A 26,001-nucleotide genomic window follows, 5' to 3' on the forward strand; every position below is an offset into this window, starting at 1 on the left:
GAGACGGTAGTTATGGCAAAGATTCCATATAAAATTTATCTCGGCGAAGATGAAATCCCGAAGCAGTGGTACAATGTTCGCGCGGATATGAAAACACAGCATCGCCCGATGCTCAATCCGGCAACACACAAGCCGGTACAGCTGGCAGATCTGGAACCGGTGTTCTGCACCGAACTGGCAAAGCAGGAACTCAACGAGACCGACCGCTATATTGACATTCCGGAAGAAGTGCGCGAGCACTATCGGATGTTCCGTCCGTCTCCGCTGATGCGTGCATACTATCTGGAAAAAGCACTGGATACGCCGGCAAAAATTTATTACAAATTTGAGGGCGGCAACACGAGCGGCAGCCACAAGCTCAATTCCTCCATTGCACAGGCATATTATGCCAAGGCACAGGGTCTCAAGGGTGTGACGACGGAGACCGGTGCAGGTCAGTGGGGCACCGCGCTGGCAATGGCTTGCCAGTATTTCGGCTTGGACTGCAAGGTTTACATGGTAAAGTGCTCGTATGAGCAGAAGCCGTACCGCAAGGAAGTCATTCACACCTATGGTGCAGATATTATCCCGTCTCCGTCCATGACCACAAAGATAGGTTGTGAGATTAACGAGCGTTTCCCGGGCAGCACCGGCTCTCTGGGCACGGCAATTTCCGAAGCAGTAGAATATGCAACCACGCACGAGGGCTACCGCTATGTACTGGGCAGCGTGCTCAATCAGGTTCTGCTGCATCAGAGCATCATTGGTCTGGAAGCAAAGGCTGCCTTGGAGAAGGTCGGTGAATATCCGGACATCGTCATTGGCTGCGCAGGCGGCGGCTCGAATCTGGGCGGCATCATGTCCCCGTTCATGGGTGATAAGCTGACCGGCAAGGCAAACCCGCACTTTATCGCCGTAGAACCGGCATCCTGCCCGACGCTGACCCGCGGCAAGTTCGCATACGACTTCTGCGACACCGGCATGGTAACCCCGCTGGCAAAGATGTACACACTGGGCTGCGGCTTTATCCCGTCCGCAAACCATGCAGGCGGTCTGCGCTACCATGGCATGAGCCCGATTCTGTCTCAGCTGTATCATGACGGCTATCTGGATGAGGCGCGCGCTGTTGAGCAGACTTCCGTCTTTGAGGCGGCAGAGATGTTCGCAAAGGTTGAAGGCATTCTGCCGGCACCGGAGTCCTCTCATGCCATTCGCGTTGCCATTGATGAAGCACTCAAGTGCAAGGAATCCGGTGAGGAAAAGACCATTCTGTTCAACCTGACCGGTACCGGATATTTCGATTTGGCTGCATACAAGGCATACAACGAAAAGACCATGAACGACTATATTCCGACCGATGCCGACTTGGAAAAGGGCTTTGCAACCATTCCGCACATCGAAGGCATTCAGGAATAATCAAACAATTTTTCTTGCTTGGAACAATGAAGTCCCGTTTCTCTCTGCTGACAGAGGGAGACGGGACTTTTTTCAGAAAGAGGTTGATTTTATATGGTAAAAGAATGGATGAACACGCCGTGGGCACAGGAAGCACATCAGGCGAGTCTGAACAGCCTGATGGAAGCGGCGCGCAGCGGAGAGCAGGTACATCCGGCATTTGCGTCTATGGCTGTGGAACTGGATGAAATAGACCGTGTGCTGTTGGATCAGCTGCGGGAACAGCGCATAGCGGTGCTGGATTGCTGCCTCAGCCGCATGACGCGCGACAAGACATTTGCCGGACGAAAAGAAGCCGAGCACGGTACCGAAATCCCGCTCGTTTCGCATATGACGATGATCATGCCGCAGGACGGCGATTATGAGCACGTACAGGCGGCGCTGGACAATTTGCAGCGCATGAACCTGATTGCCGTGCGTATGCAGACAGAGAGCAAAGCGCCGGCGGATGTCGCCAATAATATCTATGAGGATATCTATTTGCTGTTTGAGCAGGTTGTCGAGCGCACAAGGCAGCAAATTGTGCAGCAGCATCCGCAGTACAAAGAGCGCAGCGTTCGCCTGTATGCGGGAGAAATCGTGCTGACGGCGCTGGGCAGCCGATTTTTGCGCGTTTGCAAATGGTGAAGGGCTTGACAATGTCCGGTAAAGTTTGTTATACTATATAAGCTGATTTGCCGCTGTGGCGGAATTGGCAGACGCAAGGGACTTAAAATCCCTCGCTGGTTTACAGCGTACCGGTTCAAGCCCGGTCAGCGGCACCAGATCGGAGCAATTGTTTAGGCAGTTGCTCCGATTTTTTTGTATATATTGCAGAGAATGTGTGCAATAAAAAACATTGACGTTTTCTGATGATAGTAGTAGGATAAGATATTGTGGAGGCGCATCTTATGAAAATATTACGGCAATTCGGATTGATTCTCGCAATCACCTTTGCAGGTGAAGTGCTCAAGGCACTGCTTCCGCTGCCGATTCCGGCGAGCATTTACGGCATGGTCATCATGCTGGTCGGACTGGTCAGTGGACTTTTGAGATTGGAAGATGTACAGGACGTCGGTGACTTTCTCATTGAAATTATGCCGATTTTGTTTGTTCCGGCGGCAGTGGGACTGATGGACAGCTGGGGAACGATGAAAGCGCTGCTGCTTCCGTCGGTCGTTATGCTGGTCGTTGTCACGGTATTGGTCATTGTTGTGACCGGCAGAGTAACACAGGTTTTGATTCGTCGAAAGAAGGGAAAGCATGAATAATTTGTTTTTGCAATGTACCTATTTTGGAGCGGTTCTGACAATTGCAGCCTATCTCTTTGGTCAGTGGTGCAAAAGAAAATGGAAACTTCCGATTTGTAATCCGCTGCTCATCGCAGTCATTGTTGTGATTGCCCTGCTTCTTGGATTCCATGTACAGTACGACACCTATTATGAGGGTGCAAAATACATCAGTTATCTGCTGACACCGGCAACCGTGTGTTTGGCAATTCCGCTGTATCGTCAGCTGGAGCTGCTCAAGCAGCATGCCACAGCCATTTTGCTCGGTGTGTGTTCCGGCGTTGTTGCCAGCATGGGTGGCATTTTTGTCATTGCCGCACTGTTTCATCTGTCGCATGAGGAATACGTTACCTTCCTGCCGAAGTCTATCACAACGGCCATCGGCATGGGCGTATCCGAAGAATTGGGCGGCATTGTGACCATTACAGTGGCAATTATCATTTTGACCGGCATCATCGGCAATGTCATTGCCTCGACGGTGTGCAAGGTATTTCGTATTGAGGAGCCGATTGCAAAGGGGCTTGCGATTGGTACCGCAGCGCATGCGATTGGTACTGCACGTGCGTTGGAAATGGGACCGATTGAGGGCGCAATGAGCTCTCTGGCAGTCGCCGTTGCGGGCATTTTGACCGCATTTACAGCATCGCTGTTTGCTATGCTGCTGTAACGGAATAGATAGAAAAACGGCAGGGAGTATCTCTGCTGTTTTTTTGTCAAAAAAGAAGCGGGTTGGTATTTGTCGAACGGTTTTCAGATGGAATATCTTGACTTTTGGAGATGAGAATGGTATACTGAACAGGCTTCCGGAGCAGTACATTGATCTCGCATATGTTGTAAGTCATGACGTATTTAGGACGGATGATTTGCAGGCATATGTGATTTTTTTTATCTGAACCCGCAGAGCATATTTTTTGAATGGAGGTACCTGTAATGAAAAAGGGTACAGTAAAGTGGTTTAATGCAGAAAAGGGCTATGGATTCCTGTCGAACGACGAAGGCGGCGAGGATGTATTCGTACATTTCTCTGCAATCCAGACCGATGGCTACAGAACGCTGGAGGAAGGCCAGAAGGTTGAGTTCGAGGAAGAAATGGACGAGAGAAAGGGCAAGCTGCGTGCAGTAAACGTAAAGCCGCTCTAATTTTCTGATCGGATACAGGAGAGACAGTTTTTGCTGTCTCTCTTATTTTTTTGCCGTATATCGGAGGACAAGAGGAAAGGCTTGTGCTGTTCGGAAAAATTCGGTACAATACAGCAAAACAGTGTTCGGAAGGATGTTTGCGATGTCGAAGTATACGAAGGGGGTGCTCATCACGCTGCTGGGCGGTGTGTGCTGGGGCTTGTCAGGCACGTGCAGTCAATATTTGTGCTCCGTACAGGGAATGGATACGCGGTGGGTGACGGCGCTGCGGCTGCTCGGTGCGGGTGTTGTTTTGCTGCTGCTTGCGGCGGTGCAGCAACGAGAACAGCTTCAAAAGCTGCTGCGTGATAAACGCGCAGTGTTGTACTGCGTGGTGTTCGGCGTTTGCGGCCTGCTGTTCACGCAGTTTACATATATCACATCCATAACCAAAAGCAATTCCGGCACAGCAACCGTGTTACAGTATCTATCCGTTGTCATTGTGCTGTTTGTGGAGTGCATTACCATGCGTCGGCTGCCGGTGCGGTGCGAGTGGCTGGCGATGGGTTCCTGTCTGTTTGGAACGTTTTTGGTTGCCACACACGGCAGTGTGACCAGCTTGTATATTTCGCGGGACGGCTTAATTTGGGGCTTTATTTCCGCAGTCGCAGCCGCGGCGTACATCATCATTCCGCAGCGCCTGATGCGCAAATGGGGCAGCATTTTGCCGGTCGGCATGGGCATGCTGTCGGGCGGCATTGCGTGTGTACTGCTCATGCGCATCTGGACGATTCCGGTTTCGTTTTCTGCCCAGTCAATTGTCATGACGATCTTTGTCGTGCTCATCGGCACAGCGCTGGCGTTTACCGCGTTTTTGCAGGGCACGGCAATTGTGGGACCGGCGCGCGGCAATATGCTGGGCTGCGTGGAGCCGCTGACTGCCACCCTGACAACGGCGCTGTTCATGCACACGGCATTTGCCGGTATGGATTTGATTGGCTTTGCATTTATTTTGGCAACCGTCTTTATTTTGGCGAAAAAGGCATAAAACAACGGGCTTCATCGTGCGATGAAGCCCGTTTGCTGTGCCACTGTTAAAACGGCATGGTCTTTTTGGAAAAACTGCGGCTTGCCAGTGCAAACAGAACAACGGCAAGCACCAGAAGGGCAAGCGGCTGTAAGCAGGCCTGCATATTGGTCTGCAAAATGCCGGTTGGGTTGAGCAAGGTATACGGCGTGATGTAGCGCAGATACGACAGCGAACCGCCAATATTTGCCGCCAAACGCAGCATGTAAAACAGAATACATAGAGCGGCGTTGAGAAGCAGTGCTTTTCCGACGCTGTTGCAGCGGCAGGACACCAAGAAGCACAGACCGGCAAAAGTCAGCTGAAGCGCCAGAACGCAGGCAGTCAGCAGCAAAAAATGCTTGACTGCGAGCTGTCCCGGATAATAATACTCACACAGAACAATGGTTGCGAGGCAGACCACTGCAAACATGGTGAGCAGCGATGCAATCAGCACGTTGCGCTGGGTGCTTACAATGCATTTGCGGGAATTGGGAGATGCCAGCAGATACGACATCGTGCCGTTGGAGACATAGTGCGCAATGAGCTGCACAGAAAGCAGAATGGTGAACAGCATCGGCAGAGCGAGCAGCAGCATGCCATACAGATAATTCACAATAAATGCGGTAAATGTGTTGTCAAACTGCGTCATGCCGAGCAATTCCATCGCGTGCGGCTGGGACTGGACGAAATGCATCATGGCCTTTCCGGCATCCGGATCGTACATGCGAACAACGGAAAAGGCATAGAGACACATCAGTGCAGTGCATACCAGCCATAACAGACAGGAACGCTTGACGCTGTACCGAAACAAGGGGAAATTCATTTGTTTTCACCTCCGTAATAGTGCAAAAAGACTTCTTCCAGTGTCTGACCGACATTGTCCAGCGTGGATACCGGATAATTGGTGAGGATGGAGAGCAGACTGCGCAAGTCGCGGTACACGGCAATCTTGACGATGCGGCCCTCTCGTTCCAGCACGGTAATGTTTTCACGGCACAGTGCCTGTGCTGCTTCTTCGTTGTCCAGTGTGACGAGATATACGCGGCGTTCGGTTTTGCGCAGATCTTCGAGAGAGGAGACGGTTGCCAGATGACCCTTTTTGAGAATGCCGATGCGGTCACAGGTCTTTTCTACTTCGCTGAACCGATGGGAGGACATGAGAATGGTCTTTCCTTTTTTCTTTTCCTCCAAAATCAAGTCGATAAATGCGTGCTGCATGAGAAGATCCAGACTTGCCGTCGGTTCATCTAAAATAACAATGCTCGGGTCGTGCATAAATGCGCAGACCAGCGCGAGCTTTTGGCGGTCGCCCTTGGACATGCGGCGAATCGGCTGTTTGAGATCCAATTCAAAGCGGTCGGTCAGCTCCTTGACTCTGCCGCGGTTTTTCATGCCGCGATAGCGGGCGAGAAAGCTGACAAACGCCTTGCCGCTCATTTCCGGAAATAGCGCAATATCTCCGGGAAGATAGCCGAGCGTCTGCTGAATCACGGATGCAGAGGTGAAACAATCTCGTCCCTCAATCTGGCAAGAGCCGGAAGCGGGGCGTGCAAAGCCCATGAGATGACGGATGGTCGTTGTTTTTCCGGATGCGTTTGGGCCGAGAAAGCCGAATACTTCGCCTGCATTGACGGAAAAGGTCAAATCGAAAATGCCGTGTCCGTGCCCGTAGTCGCAGGTCAGACCGGTGACATCAATGCTGTTCATTTTTTCCTCCTTTATATAAAAACGAAAGATACAAACAATGCAACTCTTTTATTATACTGGATTCTGCCGCGCGGGAAAAGCCCTCTTTCGACAGAAGTTCGGAAAAAGGAGAATTTCATAAAAAATTAGCTTGTATAGACAAAGAAAACCGCGCGAAAATCGGGAATTTTTTGTGGATATTCCACAAGAAAGCGGGTGCGATTTTGTTCAGATAACAGAAAGATTACAAAGATTACAATTTGGTTACGCAAACGCTGAAATTTATGCTATACTAAATGACAGAAATTCTGGTAAATGATAGGAGGAAATTCCAGTGGATTTTCACTTGCCAAAGAAAAAGATATTTTCCGCGGTGCTGTGCGGCGCTCTGATGCTTTCTGCGAGCGTGCCGGCGTTCGCGTTTAGTGATAGCTCGATTGCATCCAGCGTATTTGAGGAAAACCAGATGGCTGTTGAACAGGCAGCCGCTGCAGGCAACGGTGCGGATCTGTCGCAGAGCCCGTATGTGCTCAAGCGCTTGGGTCTGGTTGCAGGCAATGACAAGGGAGATTTGATGCTGGATAAGGTTGGCACACGTGCAGAGGCACTGACGCTGTTTATCAGCATGCAGGGTGAGCAGGACGAAGCGCGCGCTGTCGATTACTCGTATCCGTTTACGGATATTCCGGATTGGTTCCATTGGTGTGCAGGCTACGGTGTATTCCGCAGCTATACCAGCGGCATCAGCGCGACAAAGTTTGGTTCCTTTAATACGGTGACGCCAGAACAGTACATGACATTTACGCTCAAGGCACTGGATTACAAGTGCGGCGAGGATTTTACATGGGATCGCTCTTTGGACAAGGCGATAGAAATTGGTCTGTGCACCCGCGCACAGGCAGATGCTTGGAAAAACGGACAGTTCCGCCGACAGGAGATTATGGAAATCTCGTATCTGGCGCTCAACACCAAGGTCAAGGGCGGCAACAGCACGCTGACCGATAAGCTGATTGCAAAGGGCAAGATTACGACAGAGCAGGCGCGTCAGGAGTCTTTGACGTTTGGCACCGCCTATCAGGCACAGCAGGAACAGAACAATGCGTCTCCGATTACCTGCACCAATGTGCCGGACGGCAGCTATGAGCTGCACAGTGCGGCAAACAACAGCGTCATGACAGCATCCGCCAACAAGCAGGCGATGATTTCTCTGGCAGCGGATAAAGACGGCGCAGATCAGCAGTTCACCTTTGTGAAGAACAGCGACGGCAGCTTCCGCATCGCCAGCACGGCAAACAAAGACCTCGTTATGGACACTAACCCGACGAGCGGTGCAGCGGCTCTGCTGTGGACACAGAACGGCACGATTTGTCAGGATTTTGTGGCAGTCGGAGAGGCAAACGACGCATATTCTTTCCGCTTGGCGAACAATCCCTCGATGACGCTGACCGCATCCGGCTCCGGCGTGTCGCTGCAGGCATATACCGGCAGCGCATCCCAGCAGTGGAAGCTGTCCAACAATTCGGAGGATACCGCATCGGCTTCCGCAAAGCTGGCTTCTATTATGACGGTACATCCGAACGGAAAGAACTTGGGCAGCAGCTACTCCTTTGCGGGCGCAAGCCAGTGTATGGGATTCGGCAGAGAGGTTTTCTACCGCATGTATGATCAGAAGGCACGCTGGAATTATGACGGCAGCCCGAAGTCCGCGAGCGATGGCAAGATGTATTCTATCAAGGCATCCTCCACTTCGTATGCCGCAAGCAGCATCAAGGGCGTGATCAGCAAGGCAAAGCCGGGTGACGTGCTTCAGATGAACAAACCGAAGATGCACACGATGATTTTCGTATCCAGCGATGCAGACGGCTTTACCGTATATGATGCAAACTGGACGGCGGCAAACACCGTCAGCGTGCGTTACGTCAAGTACGGCGCATGGGCGAGCCGCAACAGCTCTGGCATCACGCTGCTGCATGCGACCAATTATCCGAAAAACTAATAGCAATAGAATATGTCATCGGCACAGACCGCGGTCTGTGCCGATTTTTTTATCTTCATCCGATGTACACACAAGATACATTTTTGGCATCGTTTACAAAGTCTGCGAGGAATGGTATACTAACAACAGAAGAGTAGGTTTTATCTCCAGAGTAAATGCCCCCTAAGACCCCAGTTGGAAAGGAGCAGATACGATGAAAAAACGATTGATAGCCGCTTTGCTGGCGGTTTCCATGCTGGTTCCGTCCGGCAGCGCGCTGGCAGTTCGTTTGCCGGAGCAGCGCACAGAACGGATTTATTCTACCAGCACGTATATCAATCCGCTGTATCGCAATGAGATGACAGCGGCGCAGCTGAAAACAACGCGGGAGGAAGATGCATCGGAGGGTTCGACCCAGTATGTGACCTCGGAAACCGAACTGTGTGACCAGCTGCGTGAGGATTTGGTGCAGCGAAAGAGCACCATTACGCTGCATTATCAGTCGAATACCTATGACAAACAGGATGCCGAGAACTTTTTCAAAAAGGCGGTTGCACACACGGGAAAGCCGACAGAGGGCGATTATCTCAAATGGCAGTATGCCGGATGGGAGGCCACACAGTCGGGAAACGTGGAAGGCAACACGTATTATATGACGATCAAATACACGATGACGTGGTACACGACGGAAAAGCAGGAAGCTGTGCTGGATGCAAAGGTGAAGAAAATCTTGCAGTCGCTGAAACTCGACGGAAAGAGCGATTATGAGAAAATTTCAGCCATCTATTCCTACGTGTGCAGCCATGTGACATACGACAGCGAACACGATGCGGATGACTCGTACAAGCTCAAGTATACGGCGTATGCGGCAGCCATAAACGGCACCTGCGTTTGTCAGGGCTATTCGGTTTTGCTGTACCGGTTGCTGTTGGAGGAAAATATTGACTGCCGTTTCATTTCCGGCACAGGAAATGGAGAAAATCACAGCTGGAACATTGTCAAGCTGGGCGGGAAATATTACAATCTGGACGCAACATGGGATGCGGGAAATGAAAAGCCGATTTATTTTTTGAAATGCAATGAAAACTTTACCGGTCATGTGCGTGATTCGGAGTATAAAACCAATGCGTTTTACCGCAATTATCCGATGGGGGACGAGGATTATGCGGAAACGCAGAAAACCCATACGCACACCTATGAACGGCCGGAATTTGAATGGAGCTCGGATCTACTCTCTTGCATTGCACGTTTTTTTTGCACGCTTGGCGATGATATACAGCAGGAAGCCTGCACCGTCACAGTGAATGAAAATGGCACGCGAACGGCTTCCTGTACGTTTGGCGGCAAAACATATATTGACCAAATTATTTCGGATACGCGCCGCGTAGAGGATATTTTCACGGACGTTCCGGCAACGAGCTGGTATCGTGATTTTGTGCAGTATGTGTATGACCATGCGCTGATGAGCGGCGTGTCTGAGACGCAGTTTCAGCCCGACGGCACGCTGACCCGTGCACAAGTCGCACAGATTTTGTATAATCAAGCGGAAAATCCTGAAGTCGAAGAAAGCGATCGGTTTACCGATGTCAAGAAAAACGCATGGTATTATCGGGCAGTTACTTGGGCGGCGGAACAATCCATCGTCAGCGGCTATACAGACGGCACGTTCCGGCCGAATCGGGCGATTACGCGGCAGGAATTTGCTGTGATGCTGTATTCCTGTGCGGGAAAGCCGGAAGTCAGCGGTTCCGTGCGCGAAGCATTTGCGGACGGCGGCACCGTTGCCGCGTGGGCGAACGATGCCGTGCTCTGGGCGTATCAGAATGGCATTTTGTCCGGCGAGCGTTCCGGAGAGGACAAAGTGGTTCGGCCGGCAGACAATGCAACGCGCGCACAGGCAGCTGTTATGATGATGCGCTATGTCGAATGGCTGGAATCGGAAGCGTAAACGACAAAAGAACCTCTGTTTTTCACGAAACAGAGGTTCTTTTTATAAAATTACTTGCGTCTTTTGCGCTGCGCTTTGCGGCGCTGCTGTTTTTTGATGCGGCGATTTCGTCCGGCAATAAAGGAGAATACCAGATACAGCACGAACAAAAGGACAACAATCGAAACGAGAACGCGAATCGGCAGCCAGTGGAAGAATTTCGATACCTGATCCAGTGCGAATAAAATCGGGGAGCGCTGGACTTCACTGAGTGCAATCAGATCGGCGGTTGCGCATGCCGTTCCGTTATACGAATAGGTAACGGTGCCGAGCTTCTGTCCCTGTGCAATCGGTGCATCGTAGCTCTCGGATACGTCCAATTGGGTTTCTAAATCCGAAACATCTGCGCCCTTTGGCAGCAGAACAGAGATATCCTTGGCTGTGACGAGCGTGACATGATCGACACCCTTGCCCAGCCGAACCGGGCATTCCGTCACTGCGGCGCCGCCTTCTGTGGCAGTTCGCATGCGGAAATTGTCAAATGCCCACTCAAACAGCCGCTTGGTCTCGGTGAAGCTGCCCGCATACTCCGTACCCGCCTTTGCACCGAGCACAACGGAATAGTACGAATAGCCGCCCTGCTTGGCGTAGGATACCAGACAGTAGCCCGCCGGTGTCGTGTGACCGGTCTTGATGCCATAGCAATTGTCATAGTAAACCGAGGAATAGCTGCTGCGAATCAGCTCGTTGGTCGTATAAATGATGCGCTCGGAGTTTTTGTTCGTCGCAGGCAGCTTTTTTTGCGCCGTATTGACAACCGTTTGGAAGGTGGAATTTTTCATTGCCTCGCGGGCAATCAGATACATATCATACGCGCAGGAATAGTGATTGGTGTCATGCATACCGGTCGGATTGACGAAATGCGTGTTCACACAGCCCAATTCGCTGGCGCGGTCGTTCATCATCTTGACGAAGTTGTCTACAGACCCGCCGGCGGTGCGGGCGAGTGCATTGGCTGCCTCAAAAGCGGAAGGCAGCATCAGGCAGTACAGCAGATTTTCCACGGTGACCTGTTCGCCTGCTTTGAGTCCGGCGTTGCTGGCACCGGCACCGGCCGCAGCGATGTCATCCTGCTGAATCGTGACAACATCGCTCAGCTTGCAATTTTCCAGTGCGAGCAGGGCGGTCATCATCTTGGTTGTAGAAGCCGGATATTCCTTTTCCTTCTCGTTGTGCGCCTCGATGATTTCGCCGGTCTCTGCGTTGACGAGAATCGAAGCCTTTGCATCAATCGTGATGGATGGATTTTTCGGGTCCTGCTCCTCGGTTGTTGCCGTGTCCGTTGTGCTTGTCTGCGTTTTCTCCGAGCCGGCATCGTCAGACTGCTCGGTTTTTGTCTGCGCGGTCTGGGCTGATTGCTCGGAGGACGTTGTGGTATCAGTGTCCGAGGAAGCGGAATCAACGGCGAACACCGGCGCTGCCATGCCGGTGAGCAGAGAGAGCGACAACAGGAAGGCAGCGAGTTGTTTTTTAACCTTCATCTGGGGATTCCTCCTTGGTTTGTTCCGGCTCGGATTTTGTCTGTTCGGTTTCCGATTCGGAAGCCGCTTCCGACTGGGCGGATGCCTTTGGCGTTTCGTCATCGTCTTCCCATAAATCGGCGAACTGGCTCAGATCTTCCGGAACCGGCAGCGAGATTTTTTCCTCCGGCTGTTTCGGCTTGTCCGCAGCGGAAGCCTGTGGTGTTTCCGGCTCTTTTTCTTCAAAGAAGAAATCTGCATCGCTGAAGCGGCCGCGGATGCGGGCGGGCTTCGGCGGACGGCGGCGCAGCGCGTCATAGGTGAAACGGCGGCAGCTGCCTGCCATTGCCACGATGCCGCGATATTCGCAGACACCTTGATATTCATTGTCCGGCTTGCAGTGCGCACAGTATGCACAATGCGGCTCGATGGATTCGTTATATAAGCAGTTCCTTCGGAACGGATTAAACATAGAAAGTCTCCTTTTCTGTCATAAGACACTATCACAATATTATAGCGTATTTTATACACAGTTTCCAGACGCAGAGAAACAAAAATATTGCCGAAATTTACAAACTTTCCAGCCAGCTTGTCGGCACAACGTGGAGGGCGGCTGCGCAGACAAGCGCAGCGAGCAGCGCGTGTACGAGCTTCCCGCGCAGACAGGCGCGAAACGCCAAGCCGTCTGTCACGGCGGCAGTCTGAAACAGCACGGATACTCCGCCGAATGCACACAAAAAAGAGACTGTGGTGAGCCGCGCCGCCAGCGTGCCGGCGTGCGGCGTCAGATGGGCAAGCCCTTGTGTCAGTTCCAACAGACCGATGAGCACGCCGGTGCCGTCGGACAGTCCGAACGCACTGCACAGCGGTGCGCTGACGGATAAGACTAGAGAAAACAAGCCGGTCTGTCTGGCAAGCGATAGTATGACGGAAAAAACCAGCACAAAGGCGGATACATGCAGGCTCGCGCATCCGGCGGACAGCACCGCCTGCACAAACAGCGGCGCGGCGCGCAGCGTCTGCGGGAAATCATCCGGCTTTGCCGGTGCGGGCATGTCTTTGGGACGCAGAACAAGTGCCGTCAGCACAGCGGAAATGATATGCACGCAATATAAAAAGATACCGGCGTACAGCGAGTGAAATACGCCGTTGCCGCACATGCCGATGAGGAAGGCGGGACCGGTGTTGTTGCAAACGGCCGCCAAATCGGCAGCCTGTTCGCGCGTGCACTGTCCGTTGCGGTATAGCTGCGCTGCCATGCGTGCACCGGCGGGATAGCCGCCCAGAAAACTCACAAACAGAACCGCCGCGCCGCAGGCGGGCAGGTGAAACAGCGTGCGAAACGGGACTGCACACAGCGCACCAATCGTCTGCGCCATGCCGCATGAGACGGCGAGCGTGCTGGCGGCGAAAAATGGAAACAGCGCCGGAATAACGGAGGTCAGACACAATTGCAGCGCCGCAGAGACCGCAGCGGCGCAGGCGGATGCGTGCTGACACAGCAGCAGCAAAAAAATCAGACAACCGGCGCGATACAGTCGATGGCGCACAAAAATCAGCCCCTTTCTCGGTTCATTTTATCGGGACATGGCAACAATCATACCGCCCGCGCATACAAATTTTCAGAGAAGGAGGGGACGGTTTGAGAGCAAGCTTTCCGGAGCTGGGCGGTGCGCCGTGCATCGAGCTGGACGGAAACCGCAGCATTGTGATAACCGGCCGGTGCGTCATCGCGCTGTACAGCAGAGAGGAGATGCGCATTCGATGCGGCAGGCTGCTTGTGCAGATTACCGGCAGCGAATTGGAATTGGGCACGTTGGATGAGCAAGAGCTATCCATCACCGGTCTGATTGCACAAGTGGGATTTTTGACAGAGGGAGCGTGAGCGCACATGGTTGCCGACTGGATTCGACTGGCAGGCGGGATGCTGACCATCCGCGTGCGCGGCGCAGAGCTGGAACGCTTTCTCAATCTCTGCGCCCAGCAGCGCATTATGCTGTATCGCATTCGTCGGACACAGATGGATGAACTGCGGGCGGAGCTGACTTTGCGCGATTTTTATCGGCTGGCATGCGTGCGCAAACGGTCGCGCTGCCGCGTGCACATTGTCCGGCGGCGCGGATTTCCGTTTGTCTGGAACCGTCTCCGGCATCGGCATGGACTGTGGCTGGGCTTTGTCCTCATGGGCCTGCTGTGCTGGGAACTGTCCTCGCGCATTTGGATGATAGATCTCAGGCTGGAGCAAGGGGTGAACGGGCAGGCCATTTTGCAGGAGCTGGAGACGTTGCATATCGGCGTGGGCACAAAGAGCCGTACCATAGATGCGAAAGACGTCAAGCGGCACATGATGATGCAATTGGATGAACTCAAATATTTTTCCGTCAATATTGAGGGAAATGTGCTGACGGTGCAGGCTGCCGCCGCAAAATCTCCGCCAGAAAACCAGACCAAACAGGGGATACACGATGTCATTGCGCGCAAAGACGGCGTCATTCGAAAAATTTCTGTCGGGCGCGGCACACAGCTGTGCAAACAGGGAGATGCCGTCGTGCGCGGGCAGGTGCTTGTAGATGCACTGGTGCGGAAGCAGGGAGAATTGGACGCAGACCGTCTCACAGACGCCAATGCGCAGGTATGGGCGGATGTACGCTACTATGTGACGCGAAAACTGCCGCTCGAAGCGGTGCGAAAAACCGAAACAGGCAGGAAACGGCATCGGTATGCACTGTGTTTCGGAAAAACACGGATAAATTTATATAGGAGCAGTAGTCTAACAGAGGGGATTTGTGATAGAATAATAACGATGAAAACGGTGCGCATCAATGAACATCTGGTGCTGCCGGTTTCCCTGTGCTGCGAGACGGTCATTCCGTATCAGACAGAACCTGTGCTGCTCCGGTCGGAAACGATGCAAAGCCGGCTGGAATACGGAACAAAACGGTCGATACAAGCGCAGCTGCAGGAAGGCTGCCTGACATCCATGCAGGCAGATATGAATACGGAAGCGCATGCCGCTGTCCTGCGGTCTGTCGTGTGGTGTTATGAACAGATTGCCGAACGTGTGGAAAGCGGCACAACGGAGCTTCCGGAATCCGAGGAAAACAAGGAGAGCGAAGAATAAATATGGCAGAAACGACCATGCATATTGATTCCATTGATTTAATCATGGGAATTTTTGGCGCGTTTGACGAAAATATGAAGGTGCTGGAAAAAGCACTGGATGTCACGGTGCTCAGCAGAGAAACCGAACTCAAGGTTACCGGATCTGATCCGGATCACGTAGAACTGGCGATGAAAACCATCCAGTCCCTGATGCAGCTCGCAGAGCGCGGCGAGAGCATCGGCACGCAGACCGTGCAGTATGTGCTGGGTCTGGTCAAGGACGGCAGACAAAACCAGATTTCTGAAATCGGCAAGGATGTCGTGTGCATCACGGCAAAGGGCAAGCCGATTAAAGCCAAGACACTCGGACAAAAGCGATATATGGACGCGATGCGCACGCATACCGTCACGATTGGCATTGGTCCGGCGGGTACCGGCAAAACGTATCTGGCGGTTGCTGCTGCCGTGGCGGCGTTCCGCGACAAGCAGATCAGCCGCATTATTTTGACCCGTCCGGCAGTTGAGGCGGGCGAAAAGCTCGGTTTTTTGCCGGGTGACTTGCAGAGCAAGGTAGATCCGTACCTGCGCCCGCTGTATGACGGTCTGTTTGACATGATGGGCGCGGAGACGTTCAATAAGCTGCTCGAACGCGGCAGCATTGAAGTCGCGCCGCTCGCATACATGCGCGGCCGCACGCTGGATGATTCGTTTATTATTTTGGACGAAGCGCAGAACACGACACCGGAGCAGATGAAAATGTTCCTGACGCGTATCGGCTTTGGCTCCAAGGCGGTTGTCACGGGCGATATTACGCAGATTGACCTGCCGGGAGACCGCGTGAGCGGTCTGAAGGAGGCTGTCCGCGTGCTCAAAAATGTCGAGGACATCGCTCAGTGCCAGCTGACAGATAAGGACGTCGTGCGTCATGAGCTGGTACAGCGCATTGTCCGCGCGTATGAGAAGTATGAACAGCAAAAGCAGCTGCGCGCCAAGGAAAGTGCGGCAAAGCGTCGGACACAGAATAGAAAGTGAGGCGGAAAACATGCATCGCATTCGCATTACGCCGGAGGCGGAGATTGACCAATTGGAACAGGTTTCCGAGCTGATTACCCGCTGTGCGCAAAAGGCGCTGGAGATGGAAAACGCGCCGGAACACAGCTTTGTAGATGTCACGATTGTGGACAATGAGACGATTCGCACGCTCAATCGGGAGAACCGCGGCAAGGACGCCGTGACCGATGTGCTGTCGTTCCCGATGCTGGAATTTTACAACGGCGAGTGGCCGGAGGATGTAGACATGGAGCGCGATCCGGGAGACAATTCGCTGTTTTTGGGCGATATGATTCTCAATTATGACCGCGCGGTTGAGCAGGCGAAGGAATACGGACATTCTGTCGAGCGCGAGTGCGGATTTTTGACTGTGCACTCCATGATGCATCTGCTCGGCTACGACCATGAGCGCAGCGAGGAAGAACGTCAGCTCCAGCGCAAGCAGGAAGAAGCTGTGTTGGAATCGCTGGGTCTGCGCCGCGATACCGATCAGTTTGAAAAGTAAGTGGAGAAACAAGGAGAATAAGCATGAGTGTAAAAAAGAGTGCCATCATTTCCATTGTAGGCAAGCCGAATGTCGGCAAATCGACACTGCTCAATCGGCTGGTCGGCACAAAGATTGCCATTGTGTCCAATAAGCCGCAGACGACGCGCACGCGCATCACCGGTGTTGTGACCAAGGGAGACTGTCAGTTTGTCTTTCAGGACACGCCGGGTCTGCACAAGCCGCGTTCCCGTCTGGGCGATTACATGGTAAAAGTCGTCAATGATACCGTAACAGATGTGGATATTGCTGCGATGGTTGTCGATCCGGTGCCGCACATCGGTCCAGCAGAACAGGAACTGATGGAGCGCATGAAGCAGTATCGGATGCCGTCCGTGCTCGTCATCAATAAGATTGACACCGTAAAAAATGAGGATTTGCTGGCTGTCATCGCCGCATATTCTGAGGCACATACATGGGACGCCGTGGTTCCGCTGTCCGCAAAGACCGGCGAAAACTGCGACATCCTGTTTGAAGAATTTGAAAAATTTGCCATCGAAGGTCCGCAGCTGTTTCCGGACGATATGCTGTGCGATCAGCCGGAACGGCAGCTCGTCGCGGAGATTATCCGCGAAAAAATGCTGCGCAACTTGGAGCGCGAAGTGCCGCACGGCACCGCCGTCGCCGTGGAGCAGATGCGTGAGCGCGATGACGGTCTGATGAACATTGCTGCGACGATTTACTGTGAGAAAAACAGCCATAAGGGCATTATCATCGGCAAGCAGGGCGCGATGCTGCGCAAAATCGGCGCAGAGGCGCGCAAGGACATCGAGGAACTGCTTGACACCCGCGTGTATCTGCAGCTGTGGGTTAAGGTCAAGGAGGGTTGGCGCAACAACCAGTATCAGATGCGCAACTTCGGTTACGAAAACGAGTAATCCATGGCACAGCAGCATGTTGCGGTCAAAGGGCTGGTAATCCGGCAGACGGATTTTGGAGACCACGACCGGTATATTACGCTTTTGACCGAGGAATTGGGCAAAATTGAAGTGCTGTGCCGCGGCATCCGGCGCAAACGCGGACGGCTGGTCACGGCGACGTCGCTGTTTCAGTACAGCGAGTTTACGCTGTTTGCCGGCAGACAATATCAGCTCAACGATGCCGTGATAGATACGGCGTTTTGGAGCGGTATCACGGGCAACATTGAATACTATGCGCTGTGCTGCTATTTTGCTGATTTGGCGAACATTGCGGCGGTGGAGGAGCAGACGGCAAAACAGATTTTGCGGCTTGTGCTGCGCGCGCTGTATGCGCTGGATCGGCAGCACAGACAGCCGCAGGCGGTCAAAGCGGCGTTTGAACTGCGGCTGGCTTGCCTGCTCGGCTTTCAGCCGGAACTGAACGGCTGCGGCGCATGCGGCGAGACGGAATGCGGCAATTGGTCGTTTTTGCTCGAGAATGGCGCTCTGATTTGCGACAGCTGCCGCAAGCGTGTCGGCGGAACGTATTTTTCCGTGTCGCAGAGTGTGCTGCACGCGCTGCGGTATATCGCGTATTGTCCGGATAAAAAAGAGTTTTCGTTCGCTGTCAGTGAGCAGACCGCCAAACAGCTCGGCAAAATCTGCGAAAAATATCTGCTGTATCACATGGATGTACAGTGCCAAGAGACCTTAGGCTTTTATCATTCCCTGTTTGACATGACGTGAGGAGGGGCTGCTATGAGAACCAAGCGGCATACGGTATTAGAAATGCTTGCGTGGCTGTTGCTGCTGGCAAGCTATGGCATTGCGATATACGGCATGCGGCATTTGCCAAAGACCATCGCAACGCATTATGCACTGGACGGCACACCGGATGGCTATGGCTCTCCCGGTTCGCTGCTCATTCTCCCGATTATCATCACGATTGCGTCCGGCATCGTCAGCCTAGTAGCACATTTCGTGCCGGTGGATATGCTCAATGTACCGTTTGAGATGAATAAGAAAAACGAAGAGCAAGTCTATCAAACCATCATAACCATGCTGCATGTATTGCAAATGGAAATCGGTGCGTATACGCTGTACATGACAATTATGAGCTATCGGCAGGACGCACGATATGCGATAGCAAGTGTAGTCATTTTTCTGGCTGTGCTCGGTGCAACAACGGTCGGCGCGACGGTGCGGGCGTATCACATCAATCAACAATAATTACATAGAAATAGAATATTTTTAGGAGTTTTGACAAGAAAAATGAGTAAACTTTCTGAAAAAAGTCTGAAAATACTGGAATATTATACGATTCTCGATCAGCTGGCAGAAAAATGCGTCAGCCGAAAGGCAAAGCAGGCGGCAAGAAATCTGCGCCCGCTGCACGACATCGAGGATGTACAGGAGCTGCTGACGCAGACCGATGACGCGAAGCGTCTGCTCATGACCGGCGGCACACCGGCGTTCGGCGGCATTCGTGAGGTGTCTGCGGCGCTCAGCCGCTCCAAGATGGGCGGCATTCTGTCCACGCGCGAATTGCTGGACATTGCATCGCTGCTGCACGCCGCCAATCAGGTGCGCAAGTACGGCAACGAGCAGCAGGACAACGGCGTGCATACGTCGTTGGATACGATGTTCGCGCGCATCAACAGCAATCGCTATCTGGAGGAAAAAATCAACCGCGCCATTATCAGCGAAGAGGAGATTGCCGACGCGGCATCGTCCGAGCTGGCAAACATTCGCCGCCAGATTCGACAGCAGAATGTGCACGTGCGCGAGACATTGAACCATTATGTATCTTCTGCAACGTATTCCAAGTACCTGCAGGAGACCATTATCACACAGCGCGACGGCAGATATGTTATTCCGGTCAAGAGCGAGCACAAGGGCGATGTGCCGGGCATGGTACATGATATTTCGTCCTCCGGTGCGACGCTGTTTATCGAGCCGACGCAGGTTGTCAATGCAAACAACCAGATTAAAATTTTGCAGGGCAAGGAAAAGGCGGAGATTGAACGCATTCTTGCCGAATTGACCGCGGATGTCGAGGGATTTTCCGAAGCGATTGCGGCGGACTATGATGTGCTGTGCAAGCTGGACTTTATCTTTGCCAAGGCGAATTACTCGTTCCAGCTCAATGCTTGTTCCCCGAAGCTGAGCGAAAAAACACAGGTACAGCTGATTCAGGCGCGGCATCCGCTGCTCGACCAGAAAAAGGCGGTTGCCATTGACATTGCGCTGGGCTGTGACTATGATACGCTGGTTATCACCGGACCGAACACGGGCGGCAAGACGGTCAGCCTGAAAACACTGGGTCTGCTCAGCCTGATGGCGGCTTCCGGTCTGCACATTCCGGCAAATGAGGAGAGCGAAGTATGCCTGTTCCAGAATATTTATGCGGATATCGGCGATGAACAGAGCATCGAACAGTCGCTGTCTACGTTCTCTGCACACATGAAAAACACCGTGTCTATTATGGAAAAGTGCGGGCCGGACGACTTAATCTTGTTCGATGAGCTGGGCGCCGGCACGGATCCGGAGGAAGGCGCAGCGCTGGCTGTGGCAATTATCGAGTACGGAAGAAAAATGGGCTCGCTGGTTGCGGCGACAACGCATTATTCCGAACTCAAGGTGTTTGCGCTGACGACAGAAGGCGTGGAAAATGCCTCGTGTGAGTTTGATGTACGAACCCTTCAGCCGACGTATCGTCTGCTGACCGGCGTGCCGGGCAAGTCCAACGCGTTTGCGATTTCCAAGCGATTGGGCTTGCAGCCAGCCATTATTGAGCAGGCAAAGAAGCAGATTTCCGAGGAAAATGTCCGCTTTGAGGATGTTTTGGGCAGACTGGAAAAGGAACGGCATCAGCTGCAAAAGCAGCGCGAGGACGCGGACAGACTGCGCCGCACGGCGCAGTCGGAAAAGGACAAGGCGGTCACGATGAAGGGACGCGCCGAGGACGAGACCGACGCCATTTTGGAAAAGGCACGCGAACAGGCGGCGCGTATTTTGCGCGATGCCCGCATCGCATCGGATACGGTTCTTGCGCAGCTGGATGAGATGAAAAAGCAGGCGAACACCAATGCGGCGGATCAGAATCTGGCGGCTGCACGTGCCGCGCTGCGCAGCACGCTGGGACAGGCGGAGAAAAAGGCGGGACATCGCGAGAAAAAGACCGTGGAAGCGGACAGCATCCGCCCGCTCAAGGCGGGAGATACCGTTTATCTGCTCAATGTCGGCGTGCAGGGCACGGTTCTCAAGCCGGAAGACAAGGACGGCATGGTGTATGTACAGGCGGGTATTTTGAAGGTCAATGTGCCCATCAACGAGCTGCGCATCGAACAGCCGAAAAAGAAGCAGCAGCCCAAGACGCGCAAGGCGTACCGGACAGCAGGCGCATCGCCGGAGGTTCGCCGTTCTGCGGCAAAAAGCGAGCTGGATGTCCGCGGCATGATGGTCGAGGAGGCGCTCATGGAGGTCGACAGATATATCTCCGACTGCCTGATGGCGCGGCTGGATGTTGTGACAATTATTCACGGCAAGGGCACTGGTGCACTGCGTGCAGCCATTCAGGATCACCTGCGGCACGACAAGCATGTGAAGTCCATTCGCAACGGCCGATACGGCGAAGGCGACATGGGCGTAACGATTCTGGAACTGAAGTAAAACCTGACAAGATACAAAAATTATGGCATCAAAAACGCCAATATGTTGGAATCTATCCTGTTGCAATTTGCGGCATTTGAAAATCCTTTACAAATTTTTGAGCGAAAAGACTCTCTTTTGTTACAAAAACATATTGACGAAATCGGAAAAAACAGGTATGCTATAAACAATAATATATGATTCAGGAAAATGAATCTGCATATTCATGTATTGTGTTGTATAGGTTTAGTTTAATTTTGTTTATAGGAGCGATGTTGAAATGTTTTCACAGGAAGTTCAGGTAACGAACCAGGTTGGACTGTACGCACGTCCGGCTACATTCTTCATTCAGTGTGCAAATGGTTTTAAGAGCACAATTCTGGTTGAAAAGGAAGAGCGCAGAGTCAATGCAAAGTCTCTGCTGGGCATTCTGTCCCTGGGTATCACCAAGGGCACAACGATCACGCTGATCGCAGACGGTGTTGACGAGGTTGAGGCTGTCAACGCACTGACCGATCTGATTCAGTCCAATTTCAGCGATTCGAACTTCAGCGACTGATTTCAACCCCACGAATGAACAGAGGACACCGCTGGTTTGCGGTGTCTTTTTTTCGTTATCTTTTCGGAAGGAGATGTGACGATGACCCGCGAAGAACTGCATCAAAAGGTTTTGACGCTCCCGAAAGAACCGGGCGTGTATATCATGAAAAACAAGCAGGATCAGGTTATCTATGTCGGCAAGGCAAAGGTACTCAAAAACCGCGTCTCGCAGTACTTTCAAAACGAGGCAAAACATACGCCGAAAACGCGAAAAATGGTGGAAAATATCTATAATTTTGACATTATCGTATGTTCTTCCGAGTTTGAAGCGCTGGTTTTGGAAAATCAGATGATAAAAAAATACCAGCCGAAGTACAACATTCTTCTCAAGGATGACAAGGGATATCCGTTTCTTCGCATCTCAACGGACGAACCGTATCCGACGTTTCAAGTCGTGGGAAAACCCAAGGCGGATGCGGCACGCTATCTGGGACCGTATGCCGGACGCGGCGCCGCCATGCAGGCGATTGACACCGTAAATCGTGCGCTGGGTCTGCGCGACTGTCACCGCAGTTTGCCGCGCGATATCGGCAAGCGGCGGCCGTGCTTGAATGCACAGATGGGCTTGTGCTGCGCGCCGTGCGCCGGAAAGGTGTCACAGCAGGAGTATGCACAGCGCGTGGCGCAGGCGATTCGCGTTTTGGAAGGGGACTACGAAGCGCTTGCGGCACAGCTGGAGCGCGATATGCTGCAGGCGGCGGAGCAGGAGCGCTTTGAACAGGCGGCACAGCTGCGCGACCGCATGCGGGCGATTCAGCGCGCCGGACAGCATCAGATGGTTGTGGCGAGCGGCTTTTCGGATATGGACATTTTGGCATTTGTGCAGGGCGAGACAAAGGGGTGTCTGGTTGTGCTGCATTATATTGCAGGAAATTTGTACGACAAAGAATACACCATGCTGGATGGTACTGCGGAGCAGGACGGCGCGGAGCTGCTGGGTGATTATCTCAAGCAGTATTACGCGATGCGAGGTGTTGTGCCGGGATTGGTGCTGATTTCACATCCGATTGAGGAGCTGGATGCGGTCAGCGAATTTCTGCGCTCGATTGCGGGAAAGAAAGTCACACTGTCCGTGCCACAGCGCGGCAGACGGCGCGAGCTGATGGATTTGGCGCGGAAAAATGCGCGGGAGGAAATCGTTCGCTCGGAGACCACGGGACAGCGCAGACAAAAATCTCTGGAATTGTTCGGCAGCATGATGGGACTGCCGCAGACGCCCACGACATTTGAAGCGTATGATATTTCCAATCTTGCCGGAACCAATACCGTCGGCTCCATGATTGTCTTTGAAAACGGACAGCCCAAGCGCAGCCGATACCGCCGATTCCGTATTGAATCGGTGGCAGACGGGCAGGATGACTACAAGGCGATGGAAGAAATGCTGACGCGGCGGCTGCAGCGCTGGAAGGACGGAGATGAGAAGTTTTCCCCGCTGCCCAGCGTGTTTATGATTGACGGCGGTCTTGGCCATGTGCGTATTGCCAAGGGCGTGCTGGAGCGATTTGGGTGCGAGACGCCGGTGTTTGGCATGGTCAAAGATGATCACCACCGGACGCGCGGTCTGGTCGCGCCGGACGGACGGGAATTCAGCATTGCAACGACGCCGGCGGTTTTTGCGCTGGTCGGCAGAATGCAGGAGGAAGTGCACCGGTTTGCCATCACGTATCAGCGCACGCTGCGGCAGTCGCAGGCGGTGCGCTCGCAATTGGATCAGATTCCGGGTATTGGAGAAAAACGCCGTACGGCGCTGCTGCAGACGTTTAAGAGTTTGAAGTGCGTGCGCGAGGCGACGATAGAAGAATTAGAGGCTGCTGTTCCGCACACAGCTGCGCAGGCGGTCTACGACTATTTTCACAGCAAACAGGAGGAGCAGACATGAGAGTCATCAGCGGAAGCGCGCGCGGCAGAATGCTGGATGCCGTGCCGGGAAAAAACACCCGCCCGACAACGGATAAAGTAAAAGAATCGGTGTTTAATATTTTGCAGTTTCGGCTGTATGACGCGGCGATGCTGGATTTGTTTGCAGGAACCGGTCAGATGGGCATTGAGGCGCTGAGCCGCGGCGCGGCGCGTGCCGTGTTTGTCGATCAGGCGCCTAAGGCGATCGGCGTCATCAAAAAAAATATCGCCGCCGCCCGCGTGGAGGATCGCGCCGAGGTTTTGCACATGACCTATCAGCAGGCGCTGCAGCGTCTGGCGGGACAGCAGTTTGACGTGCTGTTTCTGGATCCGCCATACGGAGGAGAACTGTTAAATTCTGCGCTGAAAGCTGTAGAATCGTTTGACATCTTGTCGCCGGATGGTATAATAATATGTGAAAGTTCCGTGGAAGATAGCGTCAAGTGCCCAGAATCCTTTGCTGTGCAGAAAACTTATCAATACGGCACGATCTTCTTGACGGCGATGTGCCGGAAGGAAGAAAACAGCTAAGGCACTCTGACAGAGCAGCCGGAAAGGACACGTATGAGAATCGGAGTATATCCTGGCAGCTTTGACCCTGCCACGCTCGGACACTTGGACATTATTCAGCGCGCATCCAAATTATTTGATAAGCTGATTGTTGCGGCGATGATTAACGGAGAAAAAACTTCCGCCTTCACCATGGAGGAAAAAGTAGATTTCCTCAAGCGCATGACAGCGAATTTGCCGAATGTAGAGGTGGAATGCTTCAGCGGACTGCTCGCGGACTATGTGCGCGAGAAAAACGCCTGCGCAATCGTCAAGGGACTGCGCGCGGTGTCCGACTTTGAATATGAATTTCAGATGGCGCTTGCCAATAAAAAGCTGAATACAGAGCTTGACACAGTGTTTCTGATGACCGATCAGAAGTATCTGTTTCTCAGCTCTACCATTGTGCGTGATATTGCCCGCCACGGCGGCGACATCAGCGAGTTTGTTTCGGAAGAAGTTCGGGAGGATATTTTGAAAAAACTCGATCGCACATATCAGAACAACGGATAACAATGCCAATCAAGACAAGCAGGAGGGACTCGCATGGTAGCTGTTTTGGAAGAACTCATCAATTCGCTCTATGATATGATTCAGGAAGCGCGCAGCGTCCCGCTGAGCGCAGACAAATGTATGATCGACCAGGAAAAGGCGCTGGATATTCTGGACGAGATTCGCACCAATATGCCGAAGGATTTGGAAATGGCGCGCGCACTCGTAGAAAAGCGCAATGAAATGGTAGAATCCAGCAAAAGGGAAGCGGAGGAACTGCGCCGCAAGGCGGAGGATTACGTCCGCAAGACGGTAAACGAAAGCGCCATGATCGCAGAAGCACAGCGTCAGGCAAATGAGATTGTTTCCAACGCGGAGAAACAGGCAGCGCAGGTTCGTGCGGCAGTCAACAAGTACTGCACGGAGAAGCTCAACGCGACAGAAGCGTGTGCTGTACAGTCGCTGGAGGAGATCCGCAAGTGCCGCGCACAGTTCGAGCAGGTAAGCCCGAAGTAACAGCAAAAATCGCATAGAAAACGAGAAGCAGAAAACGGCAGGTACGCCCCGTTTTCTGCTTTTTTCTTCTTCTATGTGAAGAAGTTTCCAATGAAAAGCGAACATTTGTTCGAAAGTTCAGAATCTGTTCAAAATCACAGAAAAAACTCTCACTATTCCTATAAAAAAATGCGGAAGAACCTTGCAATTTAAGATTACAGAAAGTATAATAAAATCATAGTGGGAGAGAGTGGGAGAAAAGCCCACGCAAAACCACAACTGCGGAGCGGGAGGGCGTCGGCGTGAAGGGTGAATATCAGCATACCTTGGACGCAAAGGGTCGCTTGTTTATCCCCGCTAAACTGCGCGAGCAGCTCGGAGACAGTTTTGTCGTGACAAAAGGTCTTGACGAATGTTTGTTTCTGTATCCGCAGAAGGCATGGGACGAGCTGGAGCAAAAAATCCGGCAGCTGCCTATGTCAAAATCTCGAGGCCTGCAGCGCTTCTTCCTATCTTCGGCGGCGGATGTGACCGTGGACAGGCAGGGGCGCATCGTTATTCCGACCACGCTTCGCAGCTATGCGAATTTGGAGCGCGATGTTGTTGTCATCGGCGTCGGAGAGCGGGCAGAACTTTGGGATGCACAGCGTTGGAACGCCTATACCGATGATATGGACTGTGAAAGCATCGCGCAGGCGATGGAAGAACTGGGATTTTGAGAC

General features: G+C 52.8%; 27 protein-coding genes and 1 tRNA gene. 23 read left to right on the plus strand and 5 right to left on the minus strand.

Annotated elements, in window-relative coordinates:
• The first annotated feature begins 12 nt into the window (after positions 1 to 12).
• From KQI75_RS09735 to KQI75_RS09765, 7 genes are all read left to right on the plus strand, one after another.
• Positions 13 to 1,395 carry a TrpB-like pyridoxal phosphate-dependent enzyme gene (locus tag KQI75_RS09735; RefSeq protein WP_216470595.1) on the plus strand — a complete coding sequence of 461 codons (1,383 nt, stop codon included), beginning with the start codon at positions 13 to 15 and terminating at the stop codon, positions 1,393 to 1,395.
• Positions 1,396 to 1,488: 93 nt separating this feature from the next.
• Positions 1,489 to 2,061, plus strand: coding sequence for an Abi-alpha family protein (locus KQI75_RS09740; RefSeq protein ID WP_216470596.1), 573 nt, complete (start codon positions 1,489 to 1,491; stop codon positions 2,059 to 2,061).
• 49 nt (positions 2,062 to 2,110) lie between these two features.
• Positions 2,111 to 2,198, plus strand: a tRNA-Leu gene (locus KQI75_RS09745).
• Between the two features lie 126 nt (positions 2,199 to 2,324).
• Positions 2,325 to 2,684: a CidA/LrgA family protein gene (locus KQI75_RS09750; RefSeq protein WP_216470597.1), complete on the plus strand. Its 360-nt coding sequence runs from the start codon at positions 2,325 to 2,327 to the stop codon at positions 2,682 to 2,684.
• Entirely contained in the window at positions 2,677 to 3,369 is a 693-nt protein-coding gene (locus tag KQI75_RS09755; protein WP_216470598.1) for an LrgB family protein, read from the plus strand. The genes KQI75_RS09750 and KQI75_RS09755 overlap by 8 nt, the downstream gene beginning before the upstream one ends.
• 263 nt (positions 3,370 to 3,632) lie before the next feature.
• Entirely contained in the window at positions 3,633 to 3,842 is a 210-nt protein-coding gene (locus KQI75_RS09760) for a cold-shock protein (protein ID WP_216470599.1), read from the plus strand.
• 142 nt (positions 3,843 to 3,984) lie between these two features.
• Entirely contained in the window at positions 3,985 to 4,869 is an 885-nt protein-coding gene (locus KQI75_RS09765) for a DMT family transporter (protein WP_216470601.1), read from the plus strand.
• A gap of 46 nt (positions 4,870 to 4,915) precedes the next feature.
• On the opposite strand, the gene KQI75_RS09770 is transcribed toward KQI75_RS09765, so the two are convergent.
• Together KQI75_RS09770 and KQI75_RS09775 are read right to left on the minus strand one after the other, a co-directional pair.
• Positions 4,916 to 5,713: an ABC transporter permease gene (locus KQI75_RS09770; RefSeq protein ID WP_216470603.1), complete on the minus strand. Its 798-nt coding sequence runs from the start codon at positions 5,711 to 5,713 to the stop codon at positions 4,916 to 4,918.
• Entirely contained in the window at positions 5,710 to 6,597 is an 888-nt protein-coding gene (locus KQI75_RS09775; protein WP_216470605.1) for an ABC transporter ATP-binding protein, read from the minus strand. The genes KQI75_RS09770 and KQI75_RS09775 overlap by 4 nt, the downstream gene beginning before the upstream one ends.
• Before the next feature lie 313 nt (positions 6,598 to 6,910).
• Here KQI75_RS09775 and KQI75_RS13795 point away from each other — a divergent pair, with 313 nt between their 5' ends.
• Together KQI75_RS13795 and KQI75_RS09785 are read left to right on the plus strand one after the other, a co-directional pair.
• Positions 6,911 to 8,572, plus strand: a complete 1,662-nt coding sequence (locus tag KQI75_RS13795; protein ID WP_216470607.1) for an RICIN domain-containing protein — start codon at positions 6,911 to 6,913, stop codon at positions 8,570 to 8,572.
• 193 nt (positions 8,573 to 8,765) lie between these two features.
• Entirely contained in the window at positions 8,766 to 10,499 is a 1,734-nt protein-coding gene (locus tag KQI75_RS09785; RefSeq protein ID WP_216470609.1) for an S-layer homology domain-containing protein, read from the plus strand.
• A gap of 50 nt (positions 10,500 to 10,549) precedes the next feature.
• Here KQI75_RS09785 and KQI75_RS09790 read toward each other — a convergent pair whose 3' ends face one another.
• The 3 genes from KQI75_RS09790 to KQI75_RS09800 all read right to left on the minus strand — a co-directional run bounded on the left by KQI75_RS09790 (position 10,550) and on the right by KQI75_RS09800 (position 13,548).
• Positions 10,550 to 12,019, minus strand: a complete 1,470-nt coding sequence (locus tag KQI75_RS09790; protein ID WP_216470611.1) for a D-alanyl-D-alanine carboxypeptidase family protein — start codon at positions 12,017 to 12,019, stop codon at positions 10,550 to 10,552.
• Positions 12,009 to 12,470 (minus strand): hypothetical protein, encoded by a 462-nt coding sequence (locus KQI75_RS09795; protein WP_216470613.1) that lies wholly within the window; start codon positions 12,468 to 12,470, stop codon positions 12,009 to 12,011. Before KQI75_RS09795 ends, KQI75_RS09790 begins: the two co-directional genes overlap by 11 nt.
• Before the next feature lie 97 nt (positions 12,471 to 12,567).
• Positions 12,568 to 13,548 carry a hypothetical protein gene (locus KQI75_RS09800; RefSeq protein ID WP_216470615.1) on the minus strand — a complete coding sequence of 327 codons (981 nt, stop codon included), beginning with the start codon at positions 13,546 to 13,548 and terminating at the stop codon, positions 12,568 to 12,570.
• A 92-nt stretch (positions 13,549 to 13,640) separates the two neighbouring features.
• On the opposite strand from KQI75_RS09800, the gene KQI75_RS09805 reads away from it, so the two are divergent.
• The 14 genes from KQI75_RS09805 (at position 13,641) to mraZ (ending at position 25,998) form a co-directional block, all read left to right on the plus strand.
• Positions 13,641 to 13,883, plus strand: coding sequence for a YabP/YqfC family sporulation protein (locus KQI75_RS09805; RefSeq protein WP_216470616.1), 243 nt, complete (start codon positions 13,641 to 13,643; stop codon positions 13,881 to 13,883).
• A gap of 6 nt (positions 13,884 to 13,889) precedes the next feature.
• Complete coding sequence (locus KQI75_RS09810) at positions 13,890 to 15,119, plus strand: sporulation protein YqfD (protein ID WP_216470618.1); 1,230 nt, start codon at positions 13,890 to 13,892, stop codon at positions 15,117 to 15,119.
• Between the two features lie 2 nt (positions 15,120 to 15,121).
• Positions 15,122 to 16,132: a PhoH family protein gene (locus KQI75_RS09815; protein WP_216470620.1), complete on the plus strand. Its 1,011-nt coding sequence runs from the start codon at positions 15,122 to 15,124 to the stop codon at positions 16,130 to 16,132.
• Positions 16,133 to 16,142: 10 nt separating this feature from the next.
• On the plus strand, positions 16,143 to 16,655 hold the full coding sequence (gene ybeY, locus KQI75_RS09820) for an rRNA maturation RNase YbeY (RefSeq protein WP_216470622.1): 513 nt from the start codon (positions 16,143 to 16,145) through the stop codon (positions 16,653 to 16,655).
• A gap of 23 nt (positions 16,656 to 16,678) precedes the next feature.
• Positions 16,679 to 17,572, plus strand: coding sequence for a GTPase Era (gene era, locus KQI75_RS09825; protein ID WP_216470624.1), 894 nt, complete (start codon positions 16,679 to 16,681; stop codon positions 17,570 to 17,572).
• Positions 17,573 to 17,575: 3 nt separating this feature from the next.
• The gene (gene recO / locus KQI75_RS09830; RefSeq protein WP_216470626.1) at positions 17,576 to 18,340 is read left to right on the plus strand and encodes a DNA repair protein RecO; all 765 of its coding nucleotides are present in this window, start codon (positions 17,576 to 17,578) and stop codon (positions 18,338 to 18,340) included.
• A 12-nt stretch (positions 18,341 to 18,352) separates the two neighbouring features.
• Positions 18,353 to 18,823: a DUF1648 domain-containing protein gene (locus tag KQI75_RS09835; protein ID WP_216470628.1), complete on the plus strand. Its 471-nt coding sequence runs from the start codon at positions 18,353 to 18,355 to the stop codon at positions 18,821 to 18,823.
• 42 nt (positions 18,824 to 18,865) lie between these two features.
• On the plus strand, positions 18,866 to 21,265 hold the full coding sequence (locus tag KQI75_RS09840) for an endonuclease MutS2 (protein ID WP_216470629.1): 2,400 nt from the start codon (positions 18,866 to 18,868) through the stop codon (positions 21,263 to 21,265).
• Between the two features lie 259 nt (positions 21,266 to 21,524).
• On the plus strand, positions 21,525 to 21,803 hold the full coding sequence (locus tag KQI75_RS09845) for an HPr family phosphocarrier protein (RefSeq protein ID WP_087018525.1): 279 nt from the start codon (positions 21,525 to 21,527) through the stop codon (positions 21,801 to 21,803).
• Between the two features lie 81 nt (positions 21,804 to 21,884).
• Positions 21,885 to 23,723, plus strand: a complete 1,839-nt coding sequence (gene uvrC / locus KQI75_RS09850) for an excinuclease ABC subunit UvrC (RefSeq protein ID WP_216470630.1) — start codon at positions 21,885 to 21,887, stop codon at positions 23,721 to 23,723.
• The gene (gene rsmD / locus KQI75_RS09855) at positions 23,720 to 24,274 is read left to right on the plus strand and encodes a 16S rRNA (guanine(966)-N(2))-methyltransferase RsmD (RefSeq protein WP_216470631.1); all 555 of its coding nucleotides are present in this window, start codon (positions 23,720 to 23,722) and stop codon (positions 24,272 to 24,274) included. The genes uvrC and rsmD overlap by 4 nt, the downstream gene beginning before the upstream one ends.
• Positions 24,275 to 24,307: 33 nt before the next feature.
• On the plus strand, positions 24,308 to 24,805 hold the full coding sequence (coaD, locus tag KQI75_RS09860; RefSeq protein ID WP_216470632.1) for a pantetheine-phosphate adenylyltransferase: 498 nt from the start codon (positions 24,308 to 24,310) through the stop codon (positions 24,803 to 24,805).
• A 33-nt stretch (positions 24,806 to 24,838) separates the two neighbouring features.
• The gene (locus KQI75_RS09865) at positions 24,839 to 25,300 is read left to right on the plus strand and encodes a F0F1 ATP synthase subunit B family protein (RefSeq protein ID WP_216470633.1); all 462 of its coding nucleotides are present in this window, start codon (positions 24,839 to 24,841) and stop codon (positions 25,298 to 25,300) included.
• A gap of 281 nt (positions 25,301 to 25,581) precedes the next feature.
• The gene (gene mraZ / locus KQI75_RS09870; RefSeq protein WP_216470634.1) at positions 25,582 to 25,998 is read left to right on the plus strand and encodes a division/cell wall cluster transcriptional repressor MraZ; all 417 of its coding nucleotides are present in this window, start codon (positions 25,582 to 25,584) and stop codon (positions 25,996 to 25,998) included.
• The last annotated feature ends 3 nt before the right edge of the window (positions 25,999 to 26,001 follow it).

The sequence above is a fragment of the Butyricicoccus intestinisimiae genome, from assembly GCF_018918345.1.
GTDB lineage: Bacteria > Bacillota > Clostridia > Oscillospirales > Butyricicoccaceae > Butyricicoccus_A > Butyricicoccus_A intestinisimiae.

Bases quoted from the DNA above. Each gene is read 5' to 3' on its own strand.
- KQI75_RS09845 (WP_087018525.1), top strand. From the start codon at position 21,525: ATGTTTTCACAGGAAGTTCAGGTAACGAACCAGGTTGGACTGTACGCA.
- KQI75_RS09740 (WP_216470596.1), top strand. From the start codon at position 1,489: ATGGTAAAAGAATGGATGAACACGCCGTGGGCACAGGAAGCACATCAG.
- KQI75_RS09810 (WP_216470618.1), top strand. From the start codon at position 13,890: ATGGTTGCCGACTGGATTCGACTGGCAGGCGGGATGCTGACCATCCGC.
- uvrC (WP_216470630.1), top strand. From the start codon at position 21,885: ATGACCCGCGAAGAACTGCATCAAAAGGTTTTGACGCTCCCGAAAGAA.
- KQI75_RS09770 (WP_216470603.1), bottom strand. From the start codon at position 5,713: ATGAATTTCCCCTTGTTTCGGTACAGCGTCAAGCGTTCCTGTCTGTTA.
- KQI75_RS09775 (WP_216470605.1), bottom strand. From the start codon at position 6,597: ATGAACAGCATTGATGTCACCGGTCTGACCTGCGACTACGGGCACGGA.
- coaD (WP_216470632.1), top strand. From the start codon at position 24,308: ATGAGAATCGGAGTATATCCTGGCAGCTTTGACCCTGCCACGCTCGGA.
- ybeY (WP_216470622.1), top strand. From the start codon at position 16,143: ATGCATCGCATTCGCATTACGCCGGAGGCGGAGATTGACCAATTGGAA.
- rsmD (WP_216470631.1), top strand. From the start codon at position 23,720: ATGAGAGTCATCAGCGGAAGCGCGCGCGGCAGAATGCTGGATGCCGTG.
- KQI75_RS09815 (WP_216470620.1), top strand. From the start codon at position 15,122: ATGGCAGAAACGACCATGCATATTGATTCCATTGATTTAATCATGGGA.
- recO (WP_216470626.1), top strand. From the start codon at position 17,576: ATGGCACAGCAGCATGTTGCGGTCAAAGGGCTGGTAATCCGGCAGACG.
- KQI75_RS09835 (WP_216470628.1), top strand. From the start codon at position 18,353: ATGAGAACCAAGCGGCATACGGTATTAGAAATGCTTGCGTGGCTGTTG.
- KQI75_RS09790 (WP_216470611.1), bottom strand. From the start codon at position 12,019: ATGAAGGTTAAAAAACAACTCGCTGCCTTCCTGTTGTCGCTCTCTCTG.
- KQI75_RS09840 (WP_216470629.1), top strand. From the start codon at position 18,866: ATGAGTAAACTTTCTGAAAAAAGTCTGAAAATACTGGAATATTATACG.
- KQI75_RS09755 (WP_216470598.1), top strand. From the start codon at position 2,677: ATGAATAATTTGTTTTTGCAATGTACCTATTTTGGAGCGGTTCTGACA.
- KQI75_RS09795 (WP_216470613.1), bottom strand. From the start codon at position 12,470: ATGTTTAATCCGTTCCGAAGGAACTGCTTATATAACGAATCCATCGAG.
- KQI75_RS09760 (WP_216470599.1), top strand. From the start codon at position 3,633: ATGAAAAAGGGTACAGTAAAGTGGTTTAATGCAGAAAAGGGCTATGGA.
- KQI75_RS09865 (WP_216470633.1), top strand. From the start codon at position 24,839: ATGGTAGCTGTTTTGGAAGAACTCATCAATTCGCTCTATGATATGATT.
- era (WP_216470624.1), top strand. From the start codon at position 16,679: ATGAGTGTAAAAAAGAGTGCCATCATTTCCATTGTAGGCAAGCCGAAT.
- KQI75_RS09750 (WP_216470597.1), top strand. From the start codon at position 2,325: ATGAAAATATTACGGCAATTCGGATTGATTCTCGCAATCACCTTTGCA.
- KQI75_RS09785 (WP_216470609.1), top strand. From the start codon at position 8,766: ATGAAAAAACGATTGATAGCCGCTTTGCTGGCGGTTTCCATGCTGGTT.
- KQI75_RS09735 (WP_216470595.1), top strand. From the start codon at position 13: ATGGCAAAGATTCCATATAAAATTTATCTCGGCGAAGATGAAATCCCG.
- KQI75_RS09765 (WP_216470601.1), top strand. From the start codon at position 3,985: ATGTCGAAGTATACGAAGGGGGTGCTCATCACGCTGCTGGGCGGTGTG.